The sequence below is a fragment of the Streptomyces sp. NPDC043746 genome (genome assembly GCF_056436485.1).
In genome coordinates this window covers 359,693-379,365 of sequence record NZ_JBWKCM010000003.1, presented here as the reverse complement: position 1 = coordinate 379,365, position 19,673 = coordinate 359,693, and the positions used below count along the sequence as shown (strand labels likewise).

Below are 19,673 nucleotides of genomic sequence, written 5' to 3'. Positions count from 1 at the left end.
ATGGCCCCGTGAGTCGTCAGCAGAACGTCCAGACCGTCCCCACCGACGCCGGAGAGGCCCGGATCACCTGGTTCCGCGCCACGGCAGCCCCTCCCCGCCTCGTGCTGGCCGTGAGCCACGGGGCGGGCGGCGGCATCGAGGCGCGTGACCTCCAGGCCTTGGCCGCCGCCCTGCCCGGACACGGGGTCACCGTCGCCCTGGTGGAGCAGCCCTGGCGGGTGGCCGGAAAGAAGGTGGCGCCCGCTCCGAAGACCCTGGACACCGGCTGGCGAGGCCTGTGGCCCGTCCTGTCCGGACCCGGCCTCCCGGTCGTCGCCGGAGGACGCAGCGCCGGGGCCCGGGTCGCCTGCCGGACCGCCACCGAACTGGGCGCGGCGGCGGTCCTCGCCCTCGGCTTCCCGCTCCACCCGCCGGGCAAGCCGGAGAAGTCCCGCGCCGGGGAACTGCTCGGTACGGGGGTGCCCACCCTGGTGGTCCAGGGCGGCAACGACCCGTTCGGGCGACCCGCGGAGTTCCCGCCCGGCCCGTACGAGCTGACGGAAGTCCCCTACGGGGACCATGGCTTCGCCGTACCGAAGAAGTCCGGGCTGAGTGAGGCTCAGACGATGGCCGTCATCACCGGGGCGGTCACCCGGTGGCTCACGTCACTGGGATGACCCGGGCCACGGCCAACGCCACCGCCCCCGGCGAGAAGCCCGCCCCGTACCCCGGCGCGACAGGAGCCGCGGGAATGCCCCGCACACAGGCGCTGTTGTTCGGGACGTCGGTACAACAACGTCGTACGTGGAGAGGGAGTCCGTCGCATGGGTTCGACCATCTGCCCGAGCCGCTCGAACACCGCTGACCTGGAGTGGACGGTGCTGCCCGCGGCGAGGACCACCTCCGGGCGGACGCCGGGCGATGGAGATCGACAGCCCGTCCCGAAGCAAGGTCGACTATTCTCCGAGACGAGCGGGTCCGGTTTCGGCTCCGCCACATCGTTGGAGGAGGTGGGTCCGGTCACTGGGACCGACACAGGGACCGACGACGGCCGTGCACCGGAGACGCCCGCCGAGCGCAACGCGCGCTTCGAGCGGGACGCCCTCGGCTTCCTCGACCAGATGTACTCGGCCGCGCTGCGCATGACGCGCAACCCCGCGGACGCCGAGGACCTGGTCCAGGAGACCTACGCCAAGGCGTACGGCTCCTTCCACCAGTTCCGTGAGGGCACCAACCTCAAGGCGTGGATGTACCGCATCCTCACCAACACCTTCATCAACTCGTACCGCAAGAAGCAGCGCGAGCCCCAGCGCAGCGCCGCCGAGGAGATCGAGGACTGGCAGCTGGCACGCGCCGAGTCGCACATGTCGACCGGTCTGCGCTCCGCGGAGTCCCAGGCGCTCGACCACCTCCCGGACTCCGATGTGAAGGCCGCGCTCCAGGCGATCCCCGAAGAGTTCCGCATCGCCGTCTATCTCGCCGACGTAGAGGGCTTTGCCTACAAGGAGATCGCGGACATCATGGGGACACCCATCGGTACGGTGATGTCCCGGCTGCACCGTGGCCGCCGCCAGCTGCGCGGCATGCTGGAGGACTACGCCCGTGAGCGCGGGCTCGTCGCGGCCGGCACCGGTGGTTCGGACGATCGGAAGGGCTCTGCCTCATGAACTGCGGAGAGCCGCACGAGACCGACTGCTCGGAGGTCCTCGACCATCTCTACGAGTTTCTCGACCGGGAGATGCCCGAGGGCGACTGCACCAAATTCGAGGTGCACTTCGAGGAGTGCTCCCCGTGCCTGGAGAAGTACGGCCTGGAGCAGGCCGTGAAGAAGCTGGTCAAGCGCTGCTGCGGTCAGGACGAGGTCCCGAGCGACCTGCGCTCCAAGGTGATGGGCCGGATCGACCTGATCCGGGCCGGCGAGGCCGTGCCCGAGCTGGACATCACGCTCGGCGGCCAGGACGCCGCCACAGCGCGCGAGCAGTAGGCCGCAGCGGCCCCGCCCGGGTGGGCCTCACGCACCCGGCCACGGCCCCCGCGCACGCCCGCGCATCCCCGTCATGTCGAGGATTCACGGCCCGGCCGACGCATACGACGGCGGGTGCGGGGAAGCGTCGACGGGCCCCCGGGGCCGCTGGAGCGGCTCGGCACCGCCGCCGGGCCCGGCCACCGGCCACCGGCCGCGACCGCCCTCGCAAGAGCTTCGGCCGGTGCGGTCTGACCCGGGCCGCGGGCGGGTAACCCATGGGTAATGAGCGGGCGTCCGGCCGGGCATGGTTGGATGCGAAAGCAGAGCGAAAACGAGGGTGCCCAGTCGGGACAGGCGGGAATCGTGAGGATCTTCGGGAAGGTACGGCATCGCCCGTCCGCCTCTTGGCGGCAGGCCACGGACCGCGCGTTCACGCTGATCGGCGACGGCCGGTACGAGGACGCGGGGGCGCTGCTGACGCGCGCGGCGGATCTGGAGCCCTGGCTCTCGGAGTCCTGGTTCAACCTGGCGCTGCTCCACAAGTTCCGGCACGACTGGGAGCAGGCCCGTGCGGCGGGCCTGCGGGCGGTCGCGCTGCTGGACCGCGAGTCCGGCGCCCCGGACTGGTGGAACGTCGGCATCGCCGCCACCGCGCTCCAGGACTGGCCGCTGGCGCGCCGGGCCTGGCAGGCGTACGGACTCAAGGTGCCCGGCGCGGGTCTGAACAGCGCGGCCACCACCGAGCCCACCGGTATGGAGCTGGGCAGCGCCGCGGTGCGGCTCTCGCCGGAGGGCGAGGCCGAGGTGGTCTGGGGCCGCCGGCTCGACCCGGCCCGGATCGAGGTGCTCTCCATCCCGCTGCCGTCCTCCGGGCGGCGCTGGGGCGAGGTCGTGCTGCACGACGGGGTGCCCAACGGCGAGCGGGTCACCGCCGCCGGGCCCACGTATCCGGTCTTCGACGAGATCGAGCTGTGGGCACCGTCCCCGGTGCCGACCTGGGTGGTGCTGCTGGAGGCGGCCACCGAGGAGGACCGGGACGCGCTGGAGAAGCTGGCGTCGGACGCCGGGTTCGCCGCCGAGGACTGGTCCTCCTCCGTACGGCTGCTCTGCCGGGCCTGTTCGGAGAGCCGGATGGAGAGCGACGAGGGCGACGGGGAGCACCTGGACCCGCACGACCACAGCGAGCCGGGCCATCCCGGGCCGCTCGGCCACCGCACGGCGGGCGGCGGTGACCTCTGGGTCCCCGAGCGCGAGTGCGGTCTCGCGGCCCCGGCCGGGCTGGTGCGCGGGCTGCTGGACGGCTGGGTCGCGGACAGTCCGGACAGCCGCGAGTGGCGGGATCTCGAAGAAGTCTGCTGACCGCTGCCCGTAGGCTGTACGCGCACCGATCGCGGTGCTGTTCCTCTCGCCGTCCCCGGGTTTCCAGGGCGTGCGGCGGGGTCACCGAGTTCAGGGTTTTGCAGGAAGGCGTACGGCGGACATGTCGCAGCAGGAGACGGACGGGCGGATCGGCGTGGACGACGAGGGGTTCGTCATCGACACCGAGGACTGCGAGGCGCGCGAGGCGGCCTACCGGGAGCGCGGTACGTCGCGTCCGATCACGGTCGTGGGCAACCCGGTGCTGCACAAGGAGTGCAAGGACGTCACGGAGTTCGACGACGAGCTGGCGCAGCTGATCGACGACATGTTCGCCAGCCAGAAGACGGCCGAGGGCGTGGGCCTGGCGGCCAACCAGATCGGCGTGGACCTCAAGGTCTTCGTCTACGACTGCCCGGACGACGACGGCAAGCGGCACACCGGAGTGGTCTGCAACCCGGTCCTGGAGGAGCTGGAGCCCGAGCGCCGGGTGCTCGACGACTCCAACGAGGGCTGCCTCTCGGTCCCGACCGCGTACGCCTCGCTCGCCCGCCCCGACTACGCGGTGGTGCGCGGCCAGGACGCGAAGGGCAACCCGATCCGGGTCCGGGGCACCGGCTACTTCGCGCGCTGCCTCCAGCACGAGACGGACCACCTCTACGGCTACCTGTACATCGACCGGCTCTCCAAGCGCGACCGCAAGGACGCGCTGCGGCAGATGGAAGAGGGCACGCCGCGCTACGAGACGGTCCCCAACGCCTGAGGGCGCGCGTCTGCGGAGGGAGGCGGTCCGGCGCCAGCCGGACCGCCTTTCCTGTGGCCGTACGCCACGCGTGGCAGCTAACTGCCGTTTACCTGTGTGTAGTTGACGCGCGTCGACCCCTGCGCCAAGCTCGCACCACAGCGTCCGTGACCGAGAGGGAGCCCCATGCTGAAACGCGCCGCACGCGTCCTGCTCGGACTTGTCATGACCATTACTTTCGCGCTGGGCGGGGCGGTGCTGACCGCCGGTCCCGCGCAGGCCGACGGCTGCTACACCTGGACCCGCACGCTCTCGCCCGGGGCCACCGGCAGCGACGTCACGCAGCTCCAGATCCGGGTCGCCGGCTGGCCCGGCTATGACTCCGTGCTGGCCATCGACGGCTCCTACGGCCCGGCCACCACCGCCGCGGTCAAGCGGTTCCAGGCGGCCTACGGACTGGCTGCCGACGGGATCGCGGGCCCGGCCACCCAGAACAAGATCTACGCGCTCCAGGACAACGACTGCACCCCGATCCACTTCACCTACCCCGAGCTGAACAAGTGCAACAGCACCTGGGCGGGCGGCGCGGTGGCGGCGGGCACGGCCAAGGCCAACGCGCTCAGCAGCATGTGGAAGCTGGAGGCGCTGCGCCACGCGCTGGGAGACCAGTCGATCCGGGTCACCAGCGGATTCCGCTCCTACTCCTGCAACTCGGCAGTCGGCGGAGCGAGCAACAGCCGCCACCTGTACGGTGACGCGGTCGACCTCGGGGCCTCCCCGCACTCACTGTGCACGCTGGCCAAGCAGGCCCGCTACCACGGCTTCCGGGGCATCCTCGGCCCCGGCTACAGCGGACACAACGACCACGTGCACGTCAACCAGGGCCCCAACCGTTTCTGGTCGGCCCCCAGCTGCGGCATCTGACCTCCAGCTCTCCGGCACTCCGCCGCGCCCGGCGTCCGCCTCCTCAGGCGACGCCGGGCATCGCACGTCCCGGCCCAGCTCCTGTGCCCCGCTCCCGGCCCCCGGAAGGTCCGGCGGTACGCGTTCGGGGCCGTTCCGGCGTCCGTACGAACTGGTGGCGCAGGGTGGCTTTCCCGGCGGTCGTCCCGCAGGTAGTCCCAGGTGTAGACGGCCTTCGCGGAAGTAGCTGTCAGCCATACGGCCTTGCAGGTCCTTCAGGCGCGTACCGGCAGACCTGTACGGGGTCGGCCCCGTACAGCAAGGCCCGCCGCTCGGCGTCGACGGCCTGCACGCCCCACCTGCAAACCGCCCAGGTGGGGGCAGCCGACCGGCTCACGTGGCCTGCCCGGATGTCGTGTGAGTGATGGGCGGGCCTCAGATGTCCGGAAAGGAGGGGAACCCGTTGATGGCCACCGACGCCAGCCGCCGTGAGCCCAAGTACCAGCGGATCGCGAACGCCTTGAAGGCGGAGATCCGGTCGGGAGTATGGGGAGCGGGGAGCCGTCTTCCCGGCGAGAACGACCTCATGGCGCAGTACGGTGTAGCGCGCATGACGGTTCGGCAGGCGCTGGGCGTGCTCCAGAGCGAAGGGCTGACTGAAGCGCGGAAGGGCGCGGGCGTCTTCGTTCGGGCCTTCCAGCCGCTCAGGCGTCGTGGGATTCAGCGGCTGGCGAGCGAGCAGTGGGGGTCCGGCCGTTCTGTCTGCGAAGCGGACCTCGGCGGTCGGGACCTGGTGGTGGACCAGGTGGAGGTGCGCGAGGGAGTCGCCCCGGAGAGTGTGGCGAAGGTGCTCGGCCTCGGAGCGGGGGAGAGCGTCTGGGCCAGGAGTCGGCGGTTTGTCCTCGAAGGCAAGCCGGTGCTGCTGTCGACCTCGTACCTCCCCGCGTCCCTGGTCGATGGCTCGGCAATTACCCAGCAGGACACGGGACCGGGAGGGACCTACGCGCGGCTGGCCGAACTGGGCCACCGGCCGGTCCACTTCCGGGAGGAGATCCGCTCCCGTATGCCTCTGCCAGAGGAGGCGTCGAGGCTGAGCCTTCCGGCCGGGACGCCCGTCATGCTCGTCTGCCGTACGGCGTTCGCTGAGCAGGACCGACGCCCTGTGGAGGTCAACGAAATGGTCCTGGACGCGGCGGCCTACGTCCTGGAGTACGACTTCGACGCGTGAGGACCCCAACGGCTGGAAGCTCCCCGGTGCCGTCGTGCCGTGCGTGGTGGGGCCTTCTGCTGCGGAAGGGCCTTGCACGGTGACCCAGCTCCCGCGGTGGTCACCTCTTCGTCCAGCGACAACGGCGGTGACTGCGTTGAGGTCGCCGCCAACCTCGTCGCCCCACGCGGCATCGTCCCGGTCCGCGACTCGCAGGTGTGGACGGCCCGGTGGTCGACGTCCGTACCGCCGCGTTCTCCGCGTTCGTCTCCGGCGTACGGGCCGGGGCGTTCGACCCCGCCTGACGGGCGCGGTTCTCAGCGGCGTACTACCCCGGCCGTGCGCCGGGCAGGACGTTCCGCGGCCCCGGAGGTTCCGCTCAGTGCCCGCTGCTCTCGTAGTGGCGGGACTGCCGTTCCCAGAAGCGGTACGCGGCGTACATGAGCACGACGCCGATGGCGGGAGCGCCCCAGGCCAGCCATTCGGGCACGGCGAGTTCCTCGCCCCGGTCCATCAGCACGGTCGCCGGCAGATAGGCGACGAAGGCCAGGGGGAAGACGAAGGTCAGTCCGAAGCCCGCCACCGGGCCGAAGATCTTCAGCGGGTAGTTGCCGAAGTCGCTGAAGATCATGTCGATGGCGAACTTGATGGGGGAGACCCTCTTCATCCGGAAGACCAGTGCGGAGGCGGCCAGTTGCAGGGAACCCTCCACCAGCGCGCCGCCCACCACCGCGAGCACGAGGAAGCCGACGGCCACCGGCGACCAGTCGACCGGCGCGGAGGCCGAGGCGATGGACAGGAGGACCACTCCGCCCGCCAGGTCGCCGAGCGAGCTGAGCCGCACCCTGCGGGTGAGGAGCTGGACCAGCGGCGGCACCGGCCGGACGAGATAGCGGTCGTACTCGCCCTCGATGACGACCTCGTCGACGTGGATCAGCTGGTGACCGGGGAGCAGCCACAGGCCGTGGGCGGTCAGCCTGATCCCGTAGAGGAAGGCGATCTCGCCCAGCCCCCAGCCGCCGACCTGCCCGAAGCGGTCCAGCACCGCCCAGATGAAGGCCAGCCCGACGCCCTGGTAGAACAGGCCGCCGACGATGTTGACGAGCAGGTTCCCCCGGTACTGGAACTCGGCCCGGAACGCCGCGCCGGCCAGCAGCAGATAGACCCGTGGACCTCGCATCGTCCCTCAGCCCCCCTGCGACATGACGCGGCGCCGGGCGCGCGACCAGACGAACGCGGCCAGTGCGCCGAGCGCGCCGATCCACGCCAGCTGGACCCCGAGGGCGGCCACGATGCCCAGGCCCTCGACCTGGCCCAGGTAGACGGCCGCCGGGGTGTACGCGGTGGCCTGGAAGGGCAGCCACTCCGCCGCTGCTCTGACCGGGCCGGGCATGAACCACAGGGGCACCAGGGCCCCGGAGAAGAACTGTGCGACGAAGCGGTAGGCCATGAGGGCGCCGCTCACCTCCAGGGTCCAGAAGGAGACCAGGCCGAGCAGCAGCCCGAGCAGCTGGTTCACGAGCAGCGCACCGATCAGCGCCACGGGGTAGGCGAACCCCGCCGCCGTGGAGGCGGGTGCCCGGCCCGCGCCGATCAGCAGCGCGAACGGCAGCGCCACCAGCAGGACCGGGACCGCGGCCGATGCCCACCCGAGCTGGCCGGAGAGCATCTGCCCGGGGAAGCCGACGGGCCGCAGCAGGTCCACGGCGACCTTGCCCTCCCGGACCCGCTGGTCGATGGGGGAGGACCGCCACGGGCTGACCAACTGGTACTGGAGCGTCGTCAGCGTCGCGTACGCGGTCATGGTGGTGAGACTGAGCCCGTCCACCTCCGCGCGGCCGTCGTAGAGGGCCTTCCAGACCACCGTCAGCAGCCAGATCTGGAGGAGCATCATCGCGAAGGACGACAGATAGGCCGTCCGGTAGGTGAGGGCGGCGCGGAACTCCATCCGGGCGCAGGCGAGATGGGCGCGGAGCAACGTTCCGAGTGGCCGTTTCGCGGAGGCGGGGGCCGTCTTCGCCGAGGCGGGGGCGGGTGCGGCGGTCATCCGCGGTCCGCGTAGATCCGGTGGATGACGCTCTCCAGCTCGGGTTCCACGATCGAGAGGTCGGTCACCCGGTGCTGCGCCAGCACCGCCGCCACCAGTTCGGCGGGCGGGGTGCGTACGGGGTCGAAGCGCAGCCACACCCTGCCGTCCTCCCGGCGGACGACCTCCGCGCCCTCGACGCTCTCCAGCCGGTCGGTCTGCACCACGAGTTCGCGGTGCGGGGCATAGCGGGCCTTCAGCTCGTCCACCGCGCCGTCGTAGGCGACCCTGCCGTGGTCGATGAGGACGATCCGGTCGCAGAGTTCCTCGACGTCGTCCAGGTCGTGGGTGGTGAGGACGACCGTCGTACCCGATTCCCGGTTCAGTTCCCCGACGAAGGTGCGTATCCGCTCCTTGGCGATGACGTCGAGTCCGACGGTCGGCTCGTCCAGGTAGAGGATGTCCGGGTCGTAGAGCATCGCGGCGGCGAGGTCGCCGCGCATCCGCTGGCCCAGGGAGAGCTGACGGACGGGGGTGTCGAGGAACGGGCCGAGGTCGAGCACCTCGCTGAACTGCCGCTGCCTCTCGCGGAACCGGGCCTGTGGCACGTCGTAGAGACGGCCGATCAGCCAGAGCGAGTCGCGCAGGGGCAGGTCCCACCAGAGCTGGCTGCGCTGGCCGAAGACCACGCCTATCCGGCGGGCGTTGCGGGACCGGTCCCGCCAGGGCGTGGCACCGGCGACCGTGACCGTGCCGGACGTGGGGACGAGGATGCCGGTGAGCATCTTGATGGTGGTGGACTTCCCCGCGCCGTTGGGGCCGAGATAGCCGACCATCTCGCCCTGCTGGACCGTGAAGTCGACGCCGTCGACGGCACGTTTGACGGTCCGCTCACGGGTCAGGAGCGTGCGGATGCCCGCGAAGGCGCCCTCCTGCCGTTTGGGTCGGCTGAACTCCTTGACGAGGTCTGCCACTTCGATGACGGCCATGTGCGCCTCTCCTGGAGCGAGCCGGCCCTGTGGGGGCGAAGTCGAGCTGAGAGTGTGCACGCGGAGGTTTGGTCTAGTCCAATCATTTTCCGTCCGGCCGGTCTCCGTCCTGCCGTGGGGGAACGCGGAAGCCCCACCGTGCACGGCAGCACGGTGGGGCCCCTTTGTTCTCCGCAGTCCGGAAGCGGGTCCGGCGGTCCGGAACGAGGTCCGGAGCGGGCCTAGAAGTCGTCGTCGAACCCGACCGAGCCCTCCACCGCCACCTGGTAGGCGGACGGGCGGCGCTCGAAGAAGTTCGTCAGCTCCTGGACGCCCTGGAGCTCCATGAAGGAGAACGGGTTCTCCGAGCCGTAGACCGTCGGGAAGCCCAGGCGGGCCAGGCGCTGGTCGGCGACGCACTCCAGGTACTGGCGCATCGACTCGGTGTTCATGCCGGGCAGGCCTTCGCCGCACAGGTCGCGGCCGAACTGGAGCTCCGCCTCGACGGCCTCCTTCAGCATGTCGGTGACCTGCTGCTGGAGCGCGTCGTCGAAGAGCTCGGGCTCCTCCTTGCGGACGGTGTCCACGACCTCGAAGGCGAAGTTCATGTGCATGGTCTCGTCACGGAAGACCCAGTTGGTGCCCGTGGCGAGGCCGTGCAGCAGGCCGCGCGAGCGGAACCAGTACACATACGCGAAGGCGCCGTAGAAGAACAGCCCCTCGATGCAGGCCGCGAAGCAGATCAGGTTCAGCAGGAAGCGGCGGCGGTCGGCCTTCGTCTCCAGCTGGTCGATCTTCTCGACCGAGTCCATCCACTTGAAGCAGAACTGCGCCTTCTCGCGGATCGAGGGGATGTTCTCCACCGCCGCGAACGCCGCCGCACGGTCGTCCGGGTCGGGCAGGTAGGTGTCCAGCAGCGTCAGATAGAACTGGACGTGCACGGCCTCCTCGAAGAGCTGCCGCGACAGGTACAGCCGCGCCTCGGGGGAGTTGATGTGCTTGTAGAGCGTCAGCACCAGGTTGTTCGCCACGATCGAGTCGCCGGTCGCGAAGAAGGCGACCAGGCGGCCGATCATGTGCTGCTCACCCGGCGACAGCTTGGCGAGGTCGGCCACGTCCGAGTGGAGGTCGACCTCCTCCACGGTCCAGGTGTTCTTGATCGCGTCCCGGTAGCGCTCGTAGAAGTCCGGGTAGCGCATGGGGCGCAGGGTCAGCTCGAAGCCCGGGTCGAGCAGGTTCTTCTCGCTGTTCGTGGTGCTCATTACTGGCAGGCCTCGCAGGACTCGGGGTTTTCGAGGGAGCAGGCGATGGCGTCCGCGTCGGGAGCCGTCGCCTGCTGTACGGGGATGGGGGCGGCGGCCGCCGCCTGGCCGGACGCGGCACGGGCGATCCGGGTCGCCGGGCGCGAGCGGAGGTAGTACGTCGTCTTCAGCCCCTGCTTCCAGGCGTACGCGTACATCGAGGAGAGCTTGCCGATCGTCGGCGTCTCCAGGAACAGGTTGAGCGACTGGCTCTGGTCGAGGAACGGCGTACGGGCCGCCGCCATGTCGATCAGACCGCGCTGCGGGATCTCCCACGCCGTGCGGTACAGCGCCCGCACGTCCTCGGGGATCCACGCGAAGCCCTGGACCGATCCGCTGGCCTCGCGCAGCGCCTCACGGGTGCGGGCGTCCCAGACGCCGAGCTTCTTCAGCTCGTCCACGAGGTAGGCGTTGACCTGGAGGAACTCACCGCTGAGCGTCTCGCGCTTGAACAGGTTGGAGACCTGCGGCTCGATGCACTCGTACACACCGGCGATCGAGGCGATCGTGGCGGTCGGCGCGATGGCGAGCAGCAGCGAGTTGCGCATACCGGTCTTCGCGACCCGGGCGCGCAGGGCGTCCCAGCGCTCCGGCCAGTTCAGCTCGGTGTCGTAGTGGTCGGGGTGCAGCACACCGCGCGCGGCACGCGTCTTCGACCACGCGGGCAGCGGGCCCGAGCGTTCGGCCAGGTCGCAGGAGGCCTCGTACGCGGCGAGCATGATGCGCTCGGAGATCTTCGTGGAGAGCGCGCGGGCCTGCGGGGAGTCGAACGGCAGGCGCAGCTGGAAGAACACGTCCTGGAGGCCCATCGCGCCCAGGCCGACCGGCCGCCAGCGGGAGTTGGAGTTCCCGGCCTGCTCGGTCGGGTAGAAGTTGATGTCCACCACCCGGTCGAGGAAGGTCACTGCCGTACGGACGGTGGCGTCCAGGCGCTCCCAGTCGATCGAGCCGTCGGCGACGAACGCGCCCAGGTTGACCGAGCCCAGATTGCAGACGGCCGTCTCGCCGTCGTCGGTGACCTCCAGGATCTCCGTGCACAGGTTCGAGGAGTGCACGACCCGGCCCGGCTCGGCGGTCTGGTTCGCGGTCCGGTTGGAGGCGTCCTTGAACGTCATCCACCCCTGGCCGGTCTGCGCGAGGGTCCGCATCATCCGGCCGTACAGCTCGCGCGCCGGCATCGTCTTGCGGGCCAGCCCCCTGGCCTCGGCCGCGCGGTAGGCCGCGTCGAACTCGTCGCCCCACAGGTCGACCAGCTCGGGCACGTCGGCGGGCGAGAACAGCGACCACTCGGTGTCCGCGTCGACGCGGCGCATGAACTCGTCCGGGATCCAGTGCGCCAGGTTGAGGTTGTGCGTACGCCGCTGGTCCTCACCCGTGTTGTCGCGCAGCTCCAGGAACTCCTCGATGTCCGCGTGCCAGGTCTCCAGGTAGACCGCCGCCGCGCCCTTGCGCCGACCGCCCTGGTTCACCGCGGCCACGGAGGCGTCCAGCGTCTTGAGGAACGGCACGATGCCGTTGGAGTGCCCGTTGGTGCCCCGGATCAGCGAACCACGGGCGCGGATACGGGAGTAGGAGAGGCCGATACCGCCGGCGTGCTTCGAGAGGCGTGCCACCTGGTGGTAGCGGTCGTAGATCGAGTCCAGCTCGTCCTTGGGGGAGTCCAGCAGATAGCAGGAGGACATCTGCGGGTGCCGGGTGCCGGAGTTGAAGAGCGTGGGGGAGGAGGGGAGGTAGTCCAGCTTGCTCATCAGCCCGTAGAGCGCGGCGACCTCGTCCAGCGCCCGGACCGACTCGTCCTCGGCCAGCCCCGAGGCCACGCGCAGCATGAAGTGCTGGGGCGTCTCGATGACCTGACGGGTGATCGGGTGCCGCAGCAGGTAGCGGCTGTGCAGCGTACGGAGACCGAAGTAGCCGAAGCGGTCGTCCGCGCCCTCGGCCAGCGTCCGCTCCACCAGCGCGTCCAGCGCCTCGGCGTGCAGCTCCACGAAGGCGGCGGTGCGGTCCGCGATCAGGCCCTCGCGGTGGCCGACGGCGACCGAGGCGGAGAAGGACGTGGCGCCCTGGCCCGCGGCCTCGTCGGCGATCGTCCGGGTCAGCAGCCGGGCGGCGAGCTTGGAGTACGCCGGGTCCTCGGAGATCAGGCCTGCCGCCGCCTCGGTGGCCAGCATGCGCAGCTCGGCCTCGTCGGAGCGGGCGTTGCGCCCGCGGAGCGCGGAGGCGGCGACCCGTCCGGGGTCGGTGTCGGGCAGATCGACGGTGAGGTCGGTCAGGGTCCGCAGCAGGGCGGTCCCGGGTCCGTCGGTCGTGCCTGCTCCGGACGCGGTGGAGGCAGCGGATTCGGTGGCTGAAACCGGATCGGCGGGCGCGATGGTCACTGGGCTTTCCCTCGCTCGGCTGGGGGCCGGCGGCGAGCGGGGAAACCGGGCAGCGCGATGCCTGACGAGGCAGCACTGCTACGGCGTCCACCGGCCCATCCGCGAGGCCCGGACGTCTGGCGTCCGGTTCGGTCGAGCCGGACGCACTGTCGACAGGTCTTCGGACTTGGGGTGTGCAAAGCACACTGATCACACCGTTGCGGGACAGTTCCGGATTCACACCGGATTCCCCTGCGGCGACAGCGAGGTCGAGCATACATGTGGGGGCCGCCAGATGATGCGGCCCCCACATGTTGTGTCGCGTCGATTCGGTGTGCCCTTCAGGAGGCCGCCTCCAGCTCCAGCCTGAAGGTCATGAGGCGCATGCCCGGCACCGGCTGCCAGTCCCGCTCAGGGGTCCGCAGAAAGCCGAGCCGACGGTAGATCCTATGGGCCGGGAGCATGGCCGGCTGCGTCGACAGCACCAGCCCCCGGACGCCTTCGGCGGACCGGGCCCGCTCGACGCACGCCCGTACGAGAGCCTCTCCCACGCCCCGTCCCCGCCCCGCGCGGGCCACGGCCAGCATCCGGAACTCGGCCTCGTCCGGACCGGCGATATCGCGCCAAGGAGTGCCGGGAGCGGCATACGTGACACCCCCGAGCACCACCCCGTCCGCGTCGAGCGCCACGAGCACCTCGGCCTCGGCCGCCCGCTGCTCCACCGCCCGCAGTCTGAGGAGGTAGGGGTCCTGAGGGCCGTCCAGCAGATCATCGCCGAGATAGGCCTCGGCGATGATCTCGCCGAGCACGGTGTACTCGGCGGGCTCCGCCACCCTGACTGTCAGATCCATCAGCCGCTCGCCCCCACCCCGTTGTTCGGGGCGCCGTCGCCCACCGGCGGCAGGTCGCCCCGCTCGACGGGCTGTGGTCCGGAGCCGCCCCCGGGCGGCAGCAGCCGGTCCAGCTCGTGGTCGTCGGCGCGGTGGGCGGCACGCGCCGCCGACCGCAGCGTCGCCCGGTCCACCTGCTCGCGAGCCCCGCTCACCGTGATCACCAGGTCGCCCTGTTCCCGGGCGTACGCGTGGCCCGACTCCGTGGCGCGGTAACGGTGTTCGCCGTCCCGCTCGCACGTCACCAGGGGCTCCTGACCCCCGTCGGGCGCGGAGGCCTCCGTGCAGTCGGCCACGGCGTGCGGGCGGCGTTCCACCGACAGCTGGAGCACCCCGCCGTCCGGCGAGGTGTAGGAGCTGCCGAACCCGTCGTCACCGAGCACCCCGACCGACTGACGCGCCACGGTGTAGCCCGCGGCCTCGGTCACCCAGACATGCTCCGTGACGAGCTGCGCGGCGCCGGCCCGCGCCTCCAGCTCCGCCCGGTCGGGCGCCGGTCCGGCCGATGGACTCCGGTCCGCCGACGACTCCGAGCCGGGGGCCGACGCGGTGCCGCACCCCGTCACCGCCGCCAGGGCCAGTGTCACGGCCAGGAGGAGGGGCCGGAGCCGGGGGGACCGGGAGCGCGATGTCATGGGCACATCCTTTCGTACGGCCGGGGCCCCGCGCACCGGGAAACCGAGGGCGGCCGGGCTCGTCCCAAGGCGCGAAAGGGGGCCGCCGCGCCCCTGGAAGGGGTGCGACGGCCCCGATCGGCCGAGCAGCACCGGCCGGTGGTGGCCGGCAGCCTGATCGACCGGTGGCGGTCAGCAGCAGCGGAAGCCCTCGCGGGGGTCCGCCTCGCGGGCGTCCGTACGGCTGCGCTCGAAGGCCCGGCGGCTCATCACGGGTGTGTCGGGATCGTGGGCCCTGGCGTGCGCCACATAGCGGTCGTACGCGGCTTCGCCGGTCAGCTCCCGGACGTAGAAGCGGATCCGTCCCGCCATCCGCCGTACGTCCGCGACCGTCATGTCCGGCTCCCCGTCCCGGCCGGCTCCTTGCGGAGGCCGCCCTCGGGGCCGACTCCGGCCTCCGCCAGTTCGGCCTTCTCCTCCTTGGTGGCGAAGAGCGAGGCCGGGGCGACGAACTTCGACCGCACGTACGGCGTCTCGTGGAGCCTGACGCTCTCCGGATCGCGGATGGCCCGGTAGCAGACCCGGCCGGCGTCCACGAGGACGATGAGGATGAGGAGGGCGAAGAGCGCGCAGAGCACCCCGTCGACGGTGGAGTTGGTGACGATGGTCCGCATGTCGTCCATGGACTTGGCGGGCGCCAGCACCTCGCCCGCGTCGATCCCCGCCTGGTACTTGTCGCGCTGGGCGAAGAAGCCGATCTTCACGTCGGAGGAGAAGATCTTCTGCCAGCTCGCGGTGAGGGTGACGGCCACGTCCCAGGCGAGCGGGACGGCGGTGACCCAGGCCCACTTCAGGCGGCCCGACTTGACCAGCAGGGTGGTGCAGACCGCCAGTGCCACGGCGGCCAGCAGCTGGTTGGCGATGCCGAAGAGCGGGAACAGCTGGTTGATGCCGCCCAGCGGGTCGTGCACGCCGACCCAGAGGAAGTAGCCCCAGCCGCCGACCACGACGGCGCTGGCGAACCAGACGCCCGGCTTCCAGCTGACCTCGCGGAACGGCTTGTAGGCGTTGCCCAGCATGTCCTGGAGCATGAAGCGCCCGACCCGGGTGCCGGCGTCCACGGTGGTGAGGATGAAGAGCGCCTCGAACATGATCGCGAAGTGGTACCAGAACGCCTTCATCGCCGTTCCGCCGATCACCGCGGAGAAGATCTCCGCCATGCCGAGCGCGAACGTGGGCGCGCCACCGGTCCGGGAGAGCAGGCTGGCTTCCTCGACGTCCTTGGCGGCCTGCGCCAGGGCGTCCGGGGTGATGGTGAAGCCGAAGTTGGCCACGGCCTCGGAGGCGGACTGGACGCTGTCACCGATCACACCGACGGGCGCGTTGATGGCGAAGTACAGCCCCGGGTCGATGATGCAGGCCGCGATCATGGCCATGATCGCCACGAACGACTCGGTCAGCATGGCGCCGTAGCCGATCATCCGGATCTGCGTCTCCTTCTGGACCATCTTCGGCGTGGTGCCGGAGGAGACCAGGGAGTGGAAGCCGGAGAGCGCCCCGCAGGCGATGGTGATGAAGACGAACGGGAACATCGAGCCGGCGAAGACCGGCCCCTGTCCGTTGGTGGCGAAGTCGGTGACCGCGGGCATCTTCAGCGTCGGCAGCGCGATCACCACGCCGAGGGCGAGCAGCGCGATCGTGCCGACCTTCATGAAGGTGGAGAGGTAGTCGCGCGGGGCCAGCAGCAGCCAGACCGGGAGCACGGAGGCGAGGAACCCGTACGCGACCATCCAGACGACCAGCGTGCCCGGCTCCAGGGTGAAGAACTCCGCCCACGAGGACTCGGCCACCCAGCCGCCCGCGACGATCGCGAGGAGCAGCAGTGCGACGCCGATGAGGGAGACCTCACTGACCTTGCCGGGCCGCAGGATGCGCAGGTACACGCCCATGAAGAGGGCGATCGGGATCGTCATGCCGATGGAGAAGACGCCCCACGGGGAGTGGGCGAGCGCGTTCACGATGACCAGCGCGAGGACCGCGAGCAGGATGATCATGATGATGAAGACGGCGACCAGGGCGGCGATCCCGCCGACCGGCCCTATCTCGTCGCGCGCCATCTGGCCCAGCGAACGGCCGTTGCGGCGGGTGGAGAAGAACAGCGTCACCATGTCCTGGACGGCACCGGCGAAGATGACGCCGACGACGAGCCAGATCGTGCCCGGCAGATACCCCATCTGGGCCGCGAGCACCGGGCCGACCAGCGGACCGGCCCCGGCGATGGCGGCGAAGTGGTGGCCGAAGAGGACACGTCGGTCGGTGGGGTGGAAGTCGACACCGTTGTCCTGCAGTTCGGCCGGGGTCGCCCGGTTCTTGTCCGCCTTCAGGACCCGGTTGGCGATGAACCGGGAGTAGAAGCGGTACGCGATGGCGTACGAGCCGAGCGCCGCCGCCAGCATCCAGGCGGCGGAGACCTCCTCACCCCGCGAGAGCGCGAGGGTGGCCCAGCCGATGGCGCCGACGACGGCGACCAGGCTCCAGACGACGATGGACTTCGGGGTCGGCGACCGCCGTCCCGGCGCCTGTGGAACCGGTGGTGCTGGTGTGGGCGATTCCGGCATATCGATCCGTCCCCTCGCGTGATCACTGGCGTAACGTGCGCGAAATCTAGGTGCTGCGACCGCTCGCGGGAACCCTTGTCCGCATACCGGTCGCACCTCACCGATGTCTTCACCGATGTTCCGCGGTAAGGACACGGACGGGAGGGAGGATCGGTTCACCCGGTGCCGCGGGAGCCGGGTCCGACCGAAAACGGGCGGTGGCCCCGGGGGAGGGGATCCCCGGGGCCACCGCCCGGTCTCGCGCTGCGCCCGCGGCGCGTGCGCCGGGTGCGCTCAGTCCGTCGGCCGCTTCAGACGGGCCACGAACTTGTACCGGTCGCCCCGGTAGACCGAGCGCACCCATTCCACCGGTTCGCCCTGGCCATCGATGGAATGGCGGGAGAGCATCAGCATCGGCAGCCCCACGTCCGTCCCCAGCAGACCGGCCTCGCGCGGGGTGGCGAGTGAGGTCTCGATGGTCTCCTCGGCCTCGGCGAGGCGGACGTCGTACACCTCGGCGAGCGCGGTGTAGAGCGAGGTGTACTTCACCAGCGAACGGCGCAGCGCCGGGAAGCGTTTGGCCGAAAGGTGAGTGGTCTCGATCGCCATCGGCTCCCCGCTGGCGAGCCGGAGCCGCTCGATGCGCAGCACCCGGCCGCCCGTCGAGATGTCCAGCAGCCCGGCGAGCGTGTCGTCCGCCGTGACATAGCCGATGTCGAGCAGCTGGGACGTCGGCTCCAGGCCCTGGGCGCGCATGTCCTCGGTGTACGAGGTCAGCTGGAGCGCCTGGGAGACCTTCGGCTTTGCGACGAAGGTCCCCTTGCCCTGGATGCGCTCCAGGCGGCCCTCGACGACCAGCTCCTGGAGGGCCTGGCGCACGGTGGTGCGCGAGGTGTCGAACTCGGCCGCCAGGGTGCGCTCGGGCGGCACCGGGGTACCGGGCGGCAAGGTATCGGTCATGTCGAGGAGATGCCGCTTGAGCCGGTAGTACTTCGGTACGCGTGCGGTGCGCGCACCGTTGCCGGTCTCGCTCCCCGAACTGCCCCCGTCGGCACCCATGGCCCGCCTTTCCGACGCTTGCGTTGCTGCCGTCACCGGCTCCTCCGTCTGTCGCGGCTCACATGGTGGCACGGTCCGGTCACGGGTCGTCGCCCTCCCTTAGGTGTCGGTCCTATAACGGACGCGAGTGCACTTCTTATACACCCTTGACACCCCTAAAGGTCTAGGCCAAGCTCCCGGTACTGGTCTAAACCATTAAAGACCAGGTCCAGCCCCAGCAGAACTCGTCGAATGTCTTCGCGGTGGGTGGGGTTGCAGCATCCCTGAGGAGGGTTTGACGTGAAGCGCAAGCTCATCGCGGCGATCGGTGTCGCGGGCATGTTGGTTTCGGTCGCGGCGTGTGGTTCCGACGACAAGGGGTCGTCGCAGGACCCGAAGGACCGCAAGGAGACCCTGACCGTCTGGCTCATGGGCGAGGCCCAGTCCACCTGGCCCGAGCTGGTCAAGGACACCAACGCCGAGTTCAACAAGAAGTACCCGGGCGTCAAGGTCAACATTCAGTACCAGGGATGGGCCGACAAGGTCAAGAAGCTGGACACCTCTCTCGGTGGCGACAAATTCCCGGACGTTGTCGAACTCGGCAACACCGAGACCATGCAGTACATCCTGAATGGTGCGCTCGGGGAAATCGACCCCGGCAAGTACGAGAACTCGGACACCTGGATCAAGGGTCTGAAGGACACCTGCACCTTCGAAGGCAAGACGTACTGCGTTCCTTACTACGCCAGTGCTCGTCTGGCCGTCTACAACCAGGACATGCTGAAGGCCGGCACCGGCAGTGACGTCCTCCCGCAGACCGAGGACGAGTTCCTCGCCGCGATGGACAAGGTCGCCGCCGAGCTGGAGAAGACGGACAAGCGCGCCTCCTCGCTCTACTTCCCGGGCCGCTACTGGTACGCCGCGATGTCCTACGTCGCCGCCTACGGTGGCCAGATAGCCAACTACGACGAGGGCTCCAAGGAGTGGAAGTCCGCTCTGTCGACGCCCGAGGCGCAGAAGGGCATCGAGCACTACGTCAACCTGGTCAAGAAGTACAACAAGGCCGACGTGACGAAGGACGAGCAGGACCACGCCAACGTCATGGCCAACGAGAAGGCCGCGGTCATCTACGGCCAGGCCTGGGAGGCCGGCAGCGTCACGGGCGGCGACAACGGCAACCCGAAGCTCGAGGGCAAGATCGCCACGGCCGGTATCCCCGGCCCCGAGGGCAAGGCCCTCCCGTCCTTCATCGGCGGCTCGGACCTCGCGACGATCTCCAAGTCCAAGATCCAGGACCTCGGCCAGGAGTGGATCGCCCTCTTCACCAACACGAAGGGCGGCGAGGTCCTCGCCTCGAAGAACGTCCTCCCGAACAACGAGAAGCAGCTTGAGCCGCTGAAGTCGAAGCCGGAGACGGCCGCCATCGCCAACGCGGTGCCGGACGCCTGGTTCACGCCGATCGCGCCGGGCTGGGCCTCCGTGGAGAAGGAGGAGGTCCTCCAGAACATGCTCCTGGAGATCGTCAAGGGCTCCTCCGTCGCCGACGCCACCAAGAAGGCCGACGACAAGATCAACTCCCTGATCAACAAGAAGGCCTGACCTTCCGGTCGCCAGGCGGGGGGGGGGGGGGGGGGGGGGGGGGGCGGGCTCTTTTCCTGGGTGTCCGGCGCGAGTGCTGGGGGTAGCCCTCAGGCAGCGGCATAAGGGCAACCACACTTCTGTCTCCTATGCC

The 19,673-nt window shown here is 70.2% G+C and carries 18 protein-coding genes, 1 pseudogene and 1 riboswitch; of the genes and pseudogenes, 9 read left to right on the top strand and 10 right to left on the bottom strand.

Features of this window, described 5'->3' with window-relative positions:
- Positions 1-8 precede the first annotated feature (8 nt).
- The 8 genes and pseudogenes from AC0682_RS05540 (at position 9) to AC0682_RS05505 (ending at position 6,458) form a co-directional block, all read left to right on the top strand.
- Positions 9-656 (top strand): alpha/beta hydrolase family protein, encoded by a 648-nt coding sequence (locus AC0682_RS05540; protein WP_254811713.1) that lies wholly within the window; start codon positions 9-11, stop codon positions 654-656.
- A gap of 333 nt (positions 657-989) precedes the next feature.
- Positions 990-1,646, top strand: a complete 657-nt coding sequence (locus tag AC0682_RS05535) for a sigma-70 family RNA polymerase sigma factor (protein ID WP_018489107.1) — start codon at positions 990-992, stop codon at positions 1,644-1,646.
- Positions 1,643-1,963, top strand: coding sequence for a mycothiol system anti-sigma-R factor (gene rsrA, locus AC0682_RS05530; RefSeq protein ID WP_254811712.1), 321 nt, complete (start codon positions 1,643-1,645; stop codon positions 1,961-1,963). The genes AC0682_RS05535 and rsrA overlap by 4 nt, the downstream gene beginning before the upstream one ends.
- 345 nt (positions 1,964-2,308) lie before the next feature.
- Positions 2,309-3,304 carry a tetratricopeptide repeat protein gene (locus AC0682_RS05525; RefSeq protein WP_028416297.1) on the top strand — a complete coding sequence of 332 codons (996 nt, stop codon included), beginning with the start codon at positions 2,309-2,311 and terminating at the stop codon, positions 3,302-3,304.
- 121 nt (positions 3,305-3,425) lie between these two features.
- Complete coding sequence (def, locus tag AC0682_RS05520) at positions 3,426-4,064, top strand: peptide deformylase (protein ID WP_478531070.1); 639 nt, start codon at positions 3,426-3,428, stop codon at positions 4,062-4,064.
- Positions 4,065-4,229: 165 nt separating this feature from the next.
- Positions 4,230-4,967, top strand: coding sequence for a D-Ala-D-Ala carboxypeptidase family metallohydrolase (locus AC0682_RS05515; protein ID WP_478531069.1), 738 nt, complete (start codon positions 4,230-4,232; stop codon positions 4,965-4,967).
- A gap of 445 nt (positions 4,968-5,412) precedes the next feature.
- Positions 5,413-6,174, top strand: a complete 762-nt coding sequence (locus tag AC0682_RS05510; protein WP_478531068.1) for a GntR family transcriptional regulator — start codon at positions 5,413-5,415, stop codon at positions 6,172-6,174.
- A gap of 79 nt (positions 6,175-6,253) precedes the next feature.
- Positions 6,254-6,458 (top strand): annotated as a pseudogene (locus tag AC0682_RS05505) (DUF397 domain-containing protein).
- 74 nt (positions 6,459-6,532) lie between these two features.
- On the opposite strand, the gene AC0682_RS05500 reads toward AC0682_RS05505, so the two are convergent.
- From AC0682_RS05500 to AC0682_RS05455, 10 genes are all read right to left on the bottom strand, one after another.
- On the bottom strand, positions 6,533-7,333 hold the full coding sequence (locus AC0682_RS05500; RefSeq protein WP_478531066.1) for an ABC transporter permease: 801 nt from the start codon (positions 7,331-7,333) through the stop codon (positions 6,533-6,535).
- A 6-nt stretch (positions 7,334-7,339) separates the two neighbouring features.
- Positions 7,340-8,200, bottom strand: a complete 861-nt coding sequence (locus tag AC0682_RS05495; protein WP_478531064.1) for an ABC transporter permease — start codon at positions 8,198-8,200, stop codon at positions 7,340-7,342.
- Positions 8,197-9,168, bottom strand: coding sequence for an ABC transporter ATP-binding protein (locus AC0682_RS05490; RefSeq protein ID WP_478531062.1), 972 nt, complete (start codon positions 9,166-9,168; stop codon positions 8,197-8,199). Before AC0682_RS05490 ends, AC0682_RS05495 begins: the two co-directional genes overlap by 4 nt.
- Before the next feature lie 221 nt (positions 9,169-9,389).
- Entirely contained in the window at positions 9,390-10,409 is a 1,020-nt protein-coding gene (locus AC0682_RS05485; protein ID WP_478531060.1) for a ribonucleotide-diphosphate reductase subunit beta, read from the bottom strand.
- Entirely contained in the window at positions 10,409-12,823 is a 2,415-nt protein-coding gene (locus AC0682_RS05480) for a ribonucleoside-diphosphate reductase subunit alpha (protein WP_478531059.1), read from the bottom strand. Before AC0682_RS05480 ends, AC0682_RS05485 begins: the two co-directional genes overlap by 1 nt.
- Positions 12,824-12,957: 134 nt before the next feature.
- Positions 12,958-13,079, bottom strand: a riboswitch (cobalamin riboswitch).
- A 64-nt stretch (positions 13,080-13,143) separates the two neighbouring features.
- Positions 13,144-13,653, bottom strand: a complete 510-nt coding sequence (locus tag AC0682_RS05475; RefSeq protein ID WP_478531058.1) for a GNAT family N-acetyltransferase — start codon at positions 13,651-13,653, stop codon at positions 13,144-13,146.
- The gene (locus AC0682_RS05470) at positions 13,653-14,327 is read right to left on the bottom strand and encodes a hypothetical protein (protein ID WP_478531057.1); all 675 of its coding nucleotides are present in this window, start codon (positions 14,325-14,327) and stop codon (positions 13,653-13,655) included. Before AC0682_RS05470 ends, AC0682_RS05475 begins: the two co-directional genes overlap by 1 nt.
- Before the next feature lie 171 nt (positions 14,328-14,498).
- A complete protein-coding gene (locus tag AC0682_RS05465; RefSeq protein ID WP_478531055.1) occupies positions 14,499-14,702 on the bottom strand; it encodes a YbdD/YjiX family protein in 204 nt (67 codons plus the stop codon).
- Complete coding sequence (locus tag AC0682_RS05460) at positions 14,699-16,924, bottom strand: carbon starvation CstA family protein (RefSeq protein WP_478531054.1); 2,226 nt, start codon at positions 16,922-16,924, stop codon at positions 14,699-14,701. The genes AC0682_RS05465 and AC0682_RS05460 overlap by 4 nt, the downstream gene beginning before the upstream one ends.
- Before the next feature lie 273 nt (positions 16,925-17,197).
- Positions 17,198-17,962: a GntR family transcriptional regulator gene (locus tag AC0682_RS05455; protein WP_093691401.1), complete on the bottom strand. Its 765-nt coding sequence runs from the start codon at positions 17,960-17,962 to the stop codon at positions 17,198-17,200.
- 279 nt (positions 17,963-18,241) lie between these two features.
- On the opposite strand from AC0682_RS05455, the gene AC0682_RS05450 reads away from it, so the two are divergent.
- Entirely contained in the window at positions 18,242-19,540 is a 1,299-nt protein-coding gene (locus AC0682_RS05450) for a sugar ABC transporter substrate-binding protein (protein WP_478531052.1), read from the top strand.
- Positions 19,541-19,673: the final 133 nt, after the last annotated feature.